The 11,687-nt window shown below is 68.2% G+C and carries 11 protein-coding genes and 1 pseudogene; 8 read left to right on the top strand and 4 right to left on the bottom strand.

Features of this window, described 5'->3' with window-relative positions:
- The 4 genes from J7024_RS27310 to J7024_RS27295 all read left to right on the top strand — a co-directional run.
- The coding region (locus J7024_RS27310; RefSeq protein ID WP_234745621.1) for an ABC transporter permease at window positions 1-1,366 on the top strand (1,366 nt) is incomplete at its 5' end.
- 10 nt (window positions 1,367-1,376) lie between these two features.
- Window positions 1,377-2,234, top strand: coding sequence for an ABC transporter ATP-binding protein (locus tag J7024_RS27305; RefSeq protein ID WP_124829868.1), 858 nt, complete (start codon window positions 1,377-1,379; stop codon window positions 2,232-2,234).
- The gene (locus J7024_RS27300) at window positions 2,231-2,995 is read left to right on the top strand and encodes an ABC transporter ATP-binding protein (RefSeq protein WP_124829869.1); all 765 of its coding nucleotides are present in this window, start codon (window positions 2,231-2,233) and stop codon (window positions 2,993-2,995) included. Before J7024_RS27305 ends, J7024_RS27300 begins: the two co-directional genes overlap by 4 nt.
- Before the next feature lie 87 nt (window positions 2,996-3,082).
- Window positions 3,083-3,529, top strand: coding sequence for a hypothetical protein (locus tag J7024_RS27295; RefSeq protein WP_124829870.1), 447 nt, complete (start codon window positions 3,083-3,085; stop codon window positions 3,527-3,529).
- 36 nt (window positions 3,530-3,565) lie between these two features.
- Here J7024_RS27295 and J7024_RS27290 read toward each other — a convergent pair whose 3' ends face one another.
- On the bottom strand, window positions 3,566-5,005 hold the full coding sequence (locus J7024_RS27290; RefSeq protein ID WP_124829871.1) for a sensor histidine kinase: 1,440 nt from the start codon (window positions 5,003-5,005) through the stop codon (window positions 3,566-3,568).
- Window positions 4,992-5,657, bottom strand: coding sequence for a response regulator transcription factor (locus J7024_RS27285; protein WP_059532061.1), 666 nt, complete (start codon window positions 5,655-5,657; stop codon window positions 4,992-4,994). The genes J7024_RS27290 and J7024_RS27285 overlap by 14 nt, the downstream gene beginning before the upstream one ends.
- A 237-nt stretch (window positions 5,658-5,894) precedes the next feature.
- Here J7024_RS27285 and J7024_RS27280 point away from each other — a divergent pair, with 237 nt between their 5' ends.
- From J7024_RS27280 to J7024_RS27265, 4 genes and pseudogenes are all read left to right on the top strand, one after another.
- The gene (locus tag J7024_RS27280) at window positions 5,895-6,911 is read left to right on the top strand and encodes an ABC transporter substrate-binding protein (protein WP_124829872.1); all 1,017 of its coding nucleotides are present in this window, start codon (window positions 5,895-5,897) and stop codon (window positions 6,909-6,911) included.
- 119 nt (window positions 6,912-7,030) lie between these two features.
- Window positions 7,031-8,341: an MFS transporter gene (locus J7024_RS27275; protein ID WP_124829873.1), complete on the top strand. Its 1,311-nt coding sequence runs from the start codon at window positions 7,031-7,033 to the stop codon at window positions 8,339-8,341.
- A 97-nt stretch (window positions 8,342-8,438) separates the two neighbouring features.
- Entirely contained in the window at window positions 8,439-8,714 is a 276-nt protein-coding gene (locus J7024_RS27270) for a YlcI/YnfO family protein (protein WP_124829874.1), read from the top strand.
- Window positions 8,711-9,008, top strand: a pseudogene (locus J7024_RS27265) (type II toxin-antitoxin system RelE/ParE family toxin). Before J7024_RS27270 ends, J7024_RS27265 begins: the two are co-directional and overlap by 4 nt.
- A 44-nt stretch (window positions 9,009-9,052) precedes the next feature.
- Here the strand turns inward: J7024_RS27265 and J7024_RS27260 are convergent.
- Window positions 9,053-10,852 (bottom strand): sensor histidine kinase, encoded by a 1,800-nt coding sequence (locus J7024_RS27260; RefSeq protein ID WP_124829876.1) that lies wholly within the window; start codon window positions 10,850-10,852, stop codon window positions 9,053-9,055.
- Window positions 10,849-11,496, bottom strand: coding sequence for a response regulator (locus J7024_RS27255; protein ID WP_124829877.1), 648 nt, complete (start codon window positions 11,494-11,496; stop codon window positions 10,849-10,851). Before J7024_RS27255 ends, J7024_RS27260 begins: the two co-directional genes overlap by 4 nt.
- Window positions 11,497-11,687 lie beyond the last annotated feature (191 nt).

The raw sequence follows: 11,687 nt of genomic DNA, 5'->3' as shown, positions 1-11,687 counted from the left end.
CGGGGCGGCCGGGGTGCTGTACGGCTTCCTGCGCTTCACGCGGCTCGGCTGGGCCGTGCGCGCGACCGCGCAGGATCGCGACGCCGCGCTGCAGATGGGCGTCGACGTCGATCGCGTGAACCAGACGGTGTTCGCGATCGCGTGCGCGCTCGGCGGCGTGAGCGGGCTGCTGGTCGGCATGTACTACAACAGCATCGACCCTGCGATGGGTTTCCAGGCGACGCTGAAGGGCGTGGTCGCGTTGCTGATCGGCGGGCTCGGCAACGTGCCGGGCGCGATCGCGGGCAGCCTGCTGCTCGGTCTCGTCGAAAGCTACGGCGTCGCGCTGTTCGGCACGAGCTACCGCGACCTGTTCGCGTTCGGGCTGCTGATCGTGTTCCTCGTGTGGCGGCCGAACGGGCTGTTCAGCGCGAACCGCGCGCTGCCGCCGGAGCCGATGACGGGCACCTTCCTCGCGGCCGCGAAGGCGGTGCGCGTGCCGCGTCCGCTGCTCGCGGTGCTGATTGCGCTGGCGGCCGTGCTGCCGTGGCTCGGCGCGTCGCCGTACGTGCTGCAGACGTTGACCAACGCGTGGCTGTACGGTCTGCTCGCGTTGAGCCTCACGCTCGTCGCGGGCACGGTCGGGCAGATCTCGCTCGGCCATGCGGCGCTGCTCGTGATCGGCGCGTACGCGTCGGCGCTGCTGTCGTCGGATCTCGGCTGGTCGCCCGCCGTGACGATTCCGTGCGCGGGCGCGATCACCGCCGTGCTCGGCACGCTGCTCGTCTACCCGGCGTTCCGGTTGCGCGGACACTACGTGTCGATCGCGACGCTCGGCATCGGCGAAGTGGTGAGCCTCGTGATCCTGAACTGGGACGGCCTCACGCGCGGCCCGCTCGGCATCACCGGCATCGCGCCGCTGCCGTGGGCGGCGACCGCGCGCGCCGCATACTGGTTCACGTTCGCGGTGCTCGTCGTGTTCGCGCTCGTGCAGGTGCGGCTGCTGCACTCGCATCTCGGCCGCACGCTGCGCGCGGTGCGCGAGGACGACGTCGCCGCCCGTGCGCACGGCATCGCGCCGAACCGCTACAAGGCGATCGCGTTCGCGGTCGGCGGGGTCGCGGCCGGCGTGAGCGGCGGCATCGCCGCTCATCTGTACAGCTACATCAATCACCAGACCTTCGATTCGCAGGTGTCGATTCTTGCGCTGACGATGGTGATCCTGGGCGGGCTGGGCAACGTGCTCGGCGGCATCGTCGGCGCGGTTGCACTGATCGGGTTGCCTGAACTGTTCCGCTGGGCGGCCGATTACCGGATGCTGATCTACGGGCTCGTGCTGCTGCTGCTCGTCCGGTTCCGGCCGCAGGGCCTGCTCGGCACGGTGTGAGGAAAACGCGATGACCATCCCCCGACCCTTGCTCGACGTGCAGGGCCTGACGCGTCGCTTCGACGGCGTGACCGCGCTCGACGGCGCCAGCCTCACGCTCGCCGACGGCGAACTGCTCAGCGTGATCGGCCCGAACGGCGCGGGCAAGTCGACGCTGTTCAACCTGATCGCGGGAGCCGACCGGCCCGATGCCGGCCGCGTGACGTTCGACGGCCGCGACATCACCGGCACCGCGCCGGAACGGCTCGCGGCGCTCGGCATCGCGCGCACGTTCCAGCACGGCCGCGTGTTCGGCAACCTGAGCGTGCTCGACAACGTGCTGATCGGCGCGCATGCGCGGCTGCGTGCGGCCCGGCCCGGCTGGCGCGCGCTCGGCGCCGCGGCCGAGGTATGGCGCGCGCTCGTGCGGCCCGCGTCGGTGCGCCGCGAGGAAGCGGCGCTGCGCGACGAGGCGCGCGACATCATCGCCGGCTTCGGCCAGCGGCTCACGCCGCGCATCGATCATCCGGCGCACAGCCTGTCGTACGCGAACCGGCGGCGCGTGGAGATCGGCCGCGCGCTCGCGCTGCATCCGCGCCTGCTGCTGCTCGACGAGCCGACGGCCGGGATGAACGAAACGGAGACGGCCGAGATGCTTCAACTGATTCAGTCGCTGAAGGCGCGCGGGCTGACGATCCTGCTGATCGAGCACAAGCTCGAACTCGTGATGCGCGTGTCCGACCGCGTGATGGTGCTCGACAACGGCGTGAAGATCGCCGAAGGCGTGCCACGCGACGTGCGGCGCGATCCGCGCGTGATCGAGGCCTACCTCGGCCGCCGTCACGCAGGCGGCGCGGCGGCCGAGCGTACCGTGCAGGCGGCGGCATGAGCACACTTTCATCCGGACCCGACACGACCATGACCGACGCGCTGTTGAAACTCGAACACCTCGACACGTTCTACGGGCCGGTGCAGGTGCACTTCGACGTGAATGTCGCAGTCGGCCGCGGGCAGATCGTCAGCCTGCTCGGCGGCAACGCGAGCGGCAAGTCGACGACGATGAAGCTCATTCTCGGGCTGATGCGGCCGCGTCGCGGCGTCGTGCGTTTCGACGGCGGCGACGTGACGGCGCTCGCGACGCCGCAGCGGGTGCGGCGCGGGATCGCGGCGGTGCCCGAAGCACGGCGTCTGTTCGGCGACATGAGCGTGCGCGAGAACCTGCTGATGGGGGCGTACACGCGTGGCGACCGCGCCGCGGTGGCGGACGACTGCGAGCGCGTGCTCGACTTGTTTCCCCGGGTGCGCGAGCGGCTCGCGCAGCGCGCGGGAACGTTGTCCGGCGGCGAGCAGCAGATGCTGGCGATGGCGCGTGCGCTGATGGCGCGGCCCAAGCTGATCTGCATGGACGAGCCGACGATGGGATTGTCGCCGCTGTACGTCGACAAGGTGCTGGAACTGATCGATACGATCAACCGGCAGGGCGTGACGGTGTTCATGGTCGAGCAGAACGCGAGCCTCGCGCTGGAGATCGCGCACTACGGATACGTGCTGCAGACGGGGCGTGTGGTGCTCGAAGGACCCGCGAAAACGCTGCTCGACGACGAGCGCGTGCGCGATGCGTATCTCGGCGGGGAGGCGGTGGCGGTGTAGGTCGCGCGGGCCGGCGCGGCCCCGCGCGGCGAAATGTGGAGTAGATTAGCGTTCTGTCGCGATCGACGCCACGGAGACCCCCGCGCCATGTTGACCTATTCCACGCAGAAAGTCGGCTACGACTACAACCAGCTGGATCCCGAGGGCGCGACGGACTACGCGTCGTTCACGCAGGCCTTCGATGCATTCCCGTGGGCCGCCCAGCATGCCGACTGGAACGCGTTGCAGGACGGCCCGTTGCCCGCGCTCGTGCTGCAGCATGCCGGCGATCAGCGCGAATTGTGGATCAGCGCGCTGAGCAACGCGCACGCGGACGGCTTCCAGTTGAATGTCGTTTCCATGCGGATGAAGAAGGGGCTGTTCGGCATGGGAAAGGCGAAGCTGGAGCAGCACGTCGAAACGATCGACGTCAGGAAACGCGTCGACGTCGACACGTTGTGCCGCCTCTTCTGCGACGGTCGCTATGACGAGCTGGACCAGCTGGTGGCGCGGCATGCGGCGCGCAACGCCGACGATCGCGACAGCGACGGTTGAGCGCCTGTCGCCCGCTGCCGTGCGACGGACGCTGCGTCAGGTCGTCCGGCGAAGCGGGGTCTTGCTTGCATGGGCCGTCACCGGCCGCGGAAACGTCAGCACCACTGCAAATCCGCCCGCATCGGGAAATGCGAACCCGACCCGCCCGCCATGCGCCTTCATCACTTCCTGCACGATCGCGAGCCCGAGGCCCGACCCGGTGCGACGCTCGGTGCCGTCCGGCGCGATCCGCACGAACGGCTGCAACGCCGCATCCCAATGCTCGCGCGCAATGCCTTGCCCGTTGTCGGTGACGGTCAGCGTCACCGTATCGTCCGCGTTGCCTGTGGCGGCGACCGACACGACGAGGTCGTCCGCATGCCCATGCAGCAGCGCGTTGTGCAGCACGTTCGACAGCGCCTCCTGCAAGCTGATCGCATCGCCGTCGATCCACGCATGCGGTGAATCGCTGGCGAATGCAACGGCCACATCGCGCTCGTCTGCCAGCGGAATCGCGCGGCCGAGCACGTCCTTCGCGAGCGCGACGAGTTCGACGGGTTGCAGCGGCACGGCCTCCGTGCGATGGATCACCATCGCATGATTGAGCAACTGCCCCGTGAGCCGTCCGACGTCCGAGCAGGTCGCACGCAGCGCATCGAGCCGCGCCGCGTGACGCGCGGGATCGGCCTCGCCGTCGAGCAGTTCGATCTGCGCGTCGAGTCGCGCGAGCGGCGTGCGCATCTGGTGCGCGGCGTCGGCGATGAAGCGCTGCATCGCGTTGATCCGTTCCGCGAGGCGGCGCATCAGTCCGTTGATCGAACCGATGATCGCATCGATCTCGCTCGGCGTGTCGACGGCCACCGGCCGCAGGTCGGCCGGGTCGCGCGCGGCGATGATCGCGCCGATCTGCGCGAGCGGGCGCAGCCCGCGCCGGATCGCGAGGCCGCTCGCACCGATCGCGAGCACGCTCATCAGCAGGATCAGCGTCCACACCTTGATGCTCATGTCGTTCGTCAGTTGCTGTCGCGCATTGGTTGTCTGCGCAACGGTGACGAGCGCCCAGCCCGGCGTGCTCTCTTCGGGCATGTAGCGTGCGATGGTCGCGGTGCGGATCCGATGCCCCTGGTACACCGCGTTCGCGAACGCCGGGCCCTGTTTCGCGGCGGCGAGCGCCACCGGACTCGAGAGATCGTTGTAGCCGGCCACCACGACGCCGCGCGAATCGACGACCTTGTAGTAGACGAGGTCGTAGCGCGACAGCGTCGACAGCGCGGCGACCGGCGGGTTCAGCGCGAGCACGCCGCCCTGGACGTACAGGTTCTCCGCGACCTGGATCGACGCGCCGGCGAGCAACTGGTCGTAAGCGCGTTCGGCCGCGACGCCCGCGTAGTAGCGCGCGATCGCGGCAAGCGCGAGCGCGCCGGTCGCGACGACGAGCGCGATGAACAGCAGCGTGCGCCCGAACAGCGTCTTCGGGAACCAGTCAATGCGCGGCAATCTGATACCCCATCCCGCGCGCGGTGCGGATTTCGACTGAACTGCCCTGCAGCTTCCTGCGTACGCGCGTCACGTATTGCTCGACCGCGTTCGCGGTCGGCTCGTTGCCGAAGCTGAACAACTGGTTCAGCAGCTCGTCCTTCGAGAAGATCCGCTGCGGGCGGCTCGCGAGAATCTCGAGCAGCGCGAACTCCTGGCGCGACAGCGACAGCGGCTGGCCGTCGAGTTCCGCGAGGCGGCTGCTGCGGTCGATCACGAGGCCGCCGAGCGTCAGCACGTCGTTCGCATGGCCGCTGTTGCGGCGCAGCAGCGCCTGCACGCGCGCGTCGAGCTCGCGGTAGTCGAACGGTTTCACCAGATAGTCGTCGGCGCCGAGGCCGAGGCCGCTCACGCGGTCGTCGATCGCCGAGCGTGCGGTGACGAGCAGCACCGGCGTCGTGCTGCCCGATGCGCGCAGGTTACGCAGCACCGCGAAACCGTCGAGGCCGGGCAGGTTGGCATCGAGCACGACGAGATCGAAGCGTTCGACGCGCAGCAGGCCGTTTGCGGTCGAGCCGTCGGTTTCCAGATCGACGGCATGGCCGAGCCGCGTCAGGCGGCTGCGGATCGCCGCGCCGATTTCGGCATCGTCCTCCACGACGAGAATGCGCATGGTGCCGGTTCGCAGGTAGATGGGTTAGGGGTTTTCCCGGGGCGGGGATGTCAGCATTTTCTCAGACTCGATCGATAACCTGTGTCGAGCCGGAACAAGCGAAGACGGCATTAATACCAGAGGAGACGGCAACATGCAGCATGTCACGGACACGACGACCACGCGGCCGGACGCGCACGCGAGCGCGACGCCGGCTGCCGGGTCGCAGTCCGCCGTCTTCGGCAGCCGGGCGCACGCATGACGACGTCGCTACGCCGCCGCGCGTTGATCGCAGCCGGCCTCGGCGTGCTCGGGGCGCCATCGCTCGTGCGTTCGACGCCGCGCACCGTGCGGATCTCGAAAGGCTATGGCGTGCTGTACCTGCCGCTGCTCGTGATGGAGAAGCAGCGGCTGTTCGAGCGGCACGCGGCGCGGCACGGCCTGCGCGAGATCGCGGTCGACTGGGTGCTGCTCGACGGCGGCAATTCCGTCAACGACGCGATGATGGCCGGCACGCTCGATTTCGCGGGCGCCGGCGCGCCCGGCTTCATCGAGCTGTGGGCGCGGGCGCGCGGCATTCCGAATGTCGAGGTGATCGGTATCAGCGGATTGTCGACGACGTCGCTGTCGCTCAATGCGAACCGTTCCGGCCTCGCATCGCTGCACGACTTCACGAGCGCCGACCGGATCGCGGTGCCGGGCATCCGCACGTCGCTGTCGGCGGTCGTGCTGCAGATGGTCGCCAGCCGGCAGCTCGGCGCGAAGCATTTCGCGCAGCTCGACTCGATCACCGTGAACCTGCCGCATCCGCAGGCGATGCAGGCGCTGATCCGTCGCGAGAACGGCATCACCGCGCACTTCACTTCGCCGCCGTTCTCGACGCTCGAGTTGCGGCAGCCGGGCATTCATCGCATCGTGAATTCGGTCGACGTGCTGGGCCCGATGACGCTCGACGTCGTGTTCGCGCCGAAGCGGCTCGTCGATGCGGAGCCCGCGCTGGCCGTGGCGTTTCTCGCCGCGCTCGATGAAGCGAATCGCCTGATCGCGCAGGATCCGCGCGCGGCCGCTGCGCTGTATGCGGCGTCGTCGGGCGTCGGCGTGTCGCATGACGACGTGATGCAGATGCTCGCCGCGCCCGATACGCGTTTCTCGGTGCGGCCGAACCAGCTGATGGACTACGTCGAATTCCTGTATCTCGCCGGCACGATCAAGGCGAAGCCGCGTGCGTGGCACGAGATGTTCGCGCCGATGCTCGACGACTACCGGCCGGGCTGAGCGCCGCAGCGGGGCGCCGCACGCCGCACACCATTCATCGAAATATTTCCGTGCCCGCGCGCCCGTCGCGCGCGGCGCCGATTCAACCGACAAGCAACCGATTCACGGAGGAGCCTGCAGTGAATGCCACCGAAACCCTGGACCCCGCGTCCGCCGAAGAGCAGCGCATCATGTCGAAGATGGCGCGACGCCTGTTGCCCATCCTCGTCGTGATGTTCCTGATTGCGTTCATCGACCGGCAGAACGTCGGTTTCGCGAAACTGCAGATGGTGCACAGCCTCGGGATGACCGAAGCCGCGTTCGGTCTCGCGTCGTCGCTGTTCTTTATCGGCTACCTGCTGTTCGAGGTGCCGAGCACGCTCGCGCTGCATCGCTTCGGCGCCCGCGTGTGGCTCGCGCGGATCATGCTGACGTGGGGCCTCATCACCGTGCTGATGGGCTTCACGACATCGATGCCCGCGTTCTGTTCGCTGCGTTTCCTGCTGGGGATCGCCGAGGCCGGCTTCTATCCGGGCGTGATCTATTACCTGACGCTGTGGTTCCCGCAGAGCTACCGCGCGAAGGTGCTGGGCATCTTCACGCTCGGCAGCGCGCTCGCGAACATGCTCGGCTCGCTGGTCGGCGGCGTGCTGCTGAGCCTGAACGGCGTGTGGGGGCTGGCGGGCTGGCAGTGGGTATTCGTGGCGACGGGCATCCCGGCGGTGATCGTCGCGATCGTCGTGTTCCGCGTGTTGCCCGCATCGTTCCGCGACGCGCCGTTTCTCGACGAACGCGAGAAGCAGATCGTCGCGGCCGCGCTCGAGCGCGAGAAGCCGGCGCAGGCCGAGCACGCGCAGCCGTGGAAGGCGCTGCTCGATCCGCGCGTGATGCTGTTCGCCGCGACCTACATGCTGATGTCGACGTCGCTGTACGGCGTCACGTACTGGCTGCCGACGATCGTGAAGTCATTCGGCGTGTCGAGCGGCACGAACGGGCTGCTGAGCATGCTGCCTTGGGCGCTCGCGGTGCTGCTGCTGCTGTGGCTGCCGTCGAAGCTGCGCCGTGCGAAGAGCATCCTGCGCACGATCGCGATCGTCGCGGCGCTCGGCGCGCTCGGCTTCCTGTTGAGCCTCGTGCTGCCGTCGACGCCGCTGCGCTTCATTGCGCTCGTGCTCGGCGGAGCGTGCATTCCGCTGCTGTATCCGTGCTTCTGGTCAATGCCGCCGCGTTACTTCACTGGCGCGCGTGCGGCGGCGAGCGTCGCGGCGATCAATTCGATCGGCAACCTGGGCGGCTTCTTCAGCCAGAACCTGATGCCGTTCGCGGGCAAGGTGACGGGCACCGCGTTCGGGCCGATGATCGTACCGATCGTGTGCCTCGCGCTGCTCGGCGTCGGCGCGCTGGTCGCGTGGACGCGCTCGGAGCGGGGGATGGCGGCGGCGCGGGCGTGAGCGCGCCCTTGACGGTTCGGCTATGACGAATGGCCGACTACCGTCGATTTGGGCGGTTTGCTGCCCTGCATTACATATGTAATGCAGGGAGAATGTAATGAAAACGGCTACGATGCCCGCGCTGCGAGTCGATCTGCGGTTGCGCGAGGAAGCGGAATCGGTCCTGGCGGAAAACGAGACGCTGTCTGCGTTCATGGAATCGGCGTTGCGCGATGGCATTGCCCGGCGGCGGCTGCAGCACGAATTCGTCGCACGAGGTTTGGCGTCGCATGACGAGGCGCGGCGCACGGGCGAATACGTCGATGCCGCGGATGTTCAGAGCGAGCTCGAGCGCATGCTGAAAGCCGCTCGTTCGAAGAAGGCGGCCGATTGAGCTACCAGATTCGATATACGCCGGCAGCGCGTGAAGACCTTGTAACTGTATCGATATCTGCTCGAACGTGATGTGGAAGCGGCAGCGAGGGCGTTGGAAGCAATCGAACGAGGCGTGGCCATGTTGCGATTGTTCCCGTTCACCTGCCGCAAGCTCGATGAGCGCAATCCGTTTCTGCGCGAACTGATCGTTTCCTTTCGTACGTCGGGCTATGTGCCGCTGTTTGAGATCGAAAGCGCAGAACAAGTCACGATCCTTTCCGTCCGGCATCAGCGGGAAGACGACTACCACTGATCGTCGCCGCAGCGGCAATCCCTCCCGCCGCCGCGCCAGCCGCGTCATGGCCTCGTCCGCGAAGCGCCATCCCCGCCATGCGCGATCGCCACATGCGCGGACGCCACCGGAATATCCACCTCCACCGTCGTCCCTTCGCCGAGCGTCGTATCGATGCGCAGCGTGCCGCCGACGAGATACGCGCGCTCGCGCAGCCCGACCAGCCCGAACGATCCCGACTTGCGCGGCGCACCTGGATCGAAGCCCGCACCGTCGTCGCGTATCGTCAGCGCGATCGTCTCGTCGCGATACAGGAGCGTCACGCTCGCGCTCGACGCGGCCGCATGCCGCGCGACGTTCGCGAGCGCTTCCTGCGCGATGCGGAACACCGCCGTCGCATACGGTTCGTCGAGCTGCAGCTCGCCCGGCTCGACCCGCAGCGTGCATGCCATCCCGCGACGGTGCCGGAAATCCTCGACGAGCCATTGCATTGCCGCGGCAAACCCGAGATCGTCGAGCATCAGCGGCCGCAGGTCCGATGCGATGCGCCGCGTGGCCGTCACCGCGTCGCGCGCGAGCGCATGCATCGACGCGATCTTGCGTGCCAGCGGCGCATCGTCCTGCGGCACGCGATCGAGCAGCCATTCGAGATCGTTCTTCAGCGTTGCGAGCATCTGCGCAAGTTCGTCGTGCAGTTCGCGTGCGATGCGGCGCTGTTCGGCCTCTCGGGCGGTCGCGCTGATCGCCGCGATCTCGCGCAGATCCTCGCGCGACGCCTGCAAGGCCCGCTCCGCACGCACGCGCTCCTCGACTTCGCGCCGCAGGTCGCGGTTCGACGCGCTCAACTGCGCGGTGCGCGCGGCGACGCGTTGCTCGAGCCGTTCGTTCGCGTCGTTGAGCTGCGCGCTCTTCTGCACGACCAGCAGATGCTGATAGCGCGCGCCGGCCAGCGCGCGCACCGTCTGCGCATGCAGCCGGCCGTTCTCGAACAGCAGCGCGAACAGCACGACACCCGACGCGACGAGGCCGTAGGTGCGCCCGGCGTAGAAGCCGAGATCGAAGCGTCCGTGATTCAGCATCGCCGACAGCGCGATGTCGAACAGCCACGCGACGAGCACGATCGTCACCCACAGGTCGAGCACGGAATGGGGGCGCCGCTGCCGCCACATCAGCACGAGCGCGGCGAGGTTCAGCGCCCAGACGGTCGTGATCGCGTACGCCATCGTCGCGGCCATCCGGTTGCCCTGCATGATGCGCGGCAGCAGATCGTGGCCGGTGGTCGCGAGCAGGGCGAGTGCGACGGTCGCGCTCGCGACCGATACGATGCAGAGCAGAATCGGGATCGCCGCGCTGCGCTGCGTCACCGACGGCTGGCGCGCGCGCGGCGTCTCGCGCAGCAGCACGTACGCGGCGACCGCCAGCGGAAAGCCGCCGTGCCAGAACAGGTACAGCCATGCGGTAGTCTGTTCGCCCGCGCCGAGCAGGCCCGACGGCGTGAACAGGCCGGGGAAGCTCAGCATGTGCGTGCCGGCCATGAAGGCCGTGAACAGATAGCCGCCCGCGAGCGCGAGCAGCGATTTCTCGCGCAGGATCGCGTACTGGCCGAGCAGGAGGCCGGCCGTCACCATGTCGTTGACGACGATCGCCGACTGGTACACGGGAATGAATCCCCAGACCCGAGCAAGCTGCGTATCCGCGAACGGTGCGAGCGCAACGAAGATCAGGGCCGACACGACGACCGTCGCGAGCGCGAGCCGCCGCTCGCGCCGGCCCGGCGGCAGCGACGACATGAACATCCGCGACGGCTCCGACGCGTCGTCTTCGTCGTCGGCAGCGGCGGGGCGGTAGCGGAAGGCGGGCATCATGCGTCGTCGAAGCCCATGTCGAGATCGTGCCGCACCGCGTAGCGCACCAGTGCGGCTTCGTGCGGCAGATCCATCTTCTCGAGAATGCGCGTCTTGTACGTGCTGACCGTCTTCGCGCTCAGCGTGAGCTCGGACGCGATCCGCGTGACGGTCTGGCCGGCGACGATGCGGCGCATCACGTCGAGTTCGCGCGCGGACAGCCGTTCGTGCGGCAGCATTTCGGTCGGCGCGCGCAGCGTGCGCGCCAGGCTTTCGGCCGCCGACGGGCTCACGTAGACGCCGCCCGCGGCCACCTTGCCGACGGCGTCGACGAGTTCGGCGGTCGCGCTGTCCTTCGTCAGATAGCCGGTGGCGCCGGCCTTGAACGCGCGGGCCGCGTACTGCGTCTCCGCATGCATCGTCAGCACGAGCGTGCGCAGCGACGGCGCGCGCGTCCTGACGAGCCGGATCAGCTCGATGCCGGTCGGTGCGGGCATCGACAGGTCGAGCAGCAGCACGTCGGCGGCGCGGTGTTCGGCCAGCTCGAGCGTGGCCGAGCCGTCGCTCGCCTCGCCGACGATTTCGAAGCCGCCGGCCGTTTCCAGGATGTGACGCAGTCCGTCGCGCATGACTGCGTGATCGTCAGCCAGAATTACCCTGATCATCTAGCGGTCCTCTTCGGGATGACACCGCGGGCTGTTCTGCCGGTCGCCGCTGCGGCTGTTCTTCTGACCAATATATTCCGCCGAAGCGGGAAATGGTGCACCGGCGGTAAATTTTTGAGACATCCTGGTGTGGATCGTATTCGGCTGCGAAATAATCCGCGGGAAATGGTACAGGCGATGGAGCCAGGCGG

Origin of the sequence: Burkholderia sp. WTPI3, from assembly GCF_021483755.1 — a bacterium.
GTDB lineage: Bacteria > Pseudomonadota > Gammaproteobacteria > Burkholderiales > Burkholderiaceae > Burkholderia.
This window is presented reverse-complemented; position numbering and strand designations above follow the sequence as displayed.

Bases quoted from the DNA above. Each gene is read 5' to 3' on its own strand.
- J7024_RS27305 (WP_124829868.1), top strand. From the start codon at position 1,377: ATGACCATCCCCCGACCCTTGCTCGACGTGCAGGGCCTGACGCGTCGC.
- J7024_RS27255 (WP_124829877.1), bottom strand. From the start codon at position 11,496: ATGATCAGGGTAATTCTGGCTGACGATCACGCAGTCATGCGCGACGGA.
- J7024_RS27270 (WP_124829874.1), top strand. From the start codon at position 8,439: ATGAAAACGGCTACGATGCCCGCGCTGCGAGTCGATCTGCGGTTGCGC.
- J7024_RS27300 (WP_124829869.1), top strand. From the start codon at position 2,231: ATGAGCACACTTTCATCCGGACCCGACACGACCATGACCGACGCGCTG.
- J7024_RS27295 (WP_124829870.1), top strand. From the start codon at position 3,083: ATGTTGACCTATTCCACGCAGAAAGTCGGCTACGACTACAACCAGCTG.
- J7024_RS27260 (WP_124829876.1), bottom strand. From the start codon at position 10,852: ATGATGCCCGCCTTCCGCTACCGCCCCGCCGCTGCCGACGACGAAGAC.
- J7024_RS27280 (WP_124829872.1), top strand. From the start codon at position 5,895: ATGACGACGTCGCTACGCCGCCGCGCGTTGATCGCAGCCGGCCTCGGC.
- J7024_RS27285 (WP_059532061.1), bottom strand. From the start codon at position 5,657: ATGCGCATTCTCGTCGTGGAGGACGATGCCGAAATCGGCGCGGCGATC.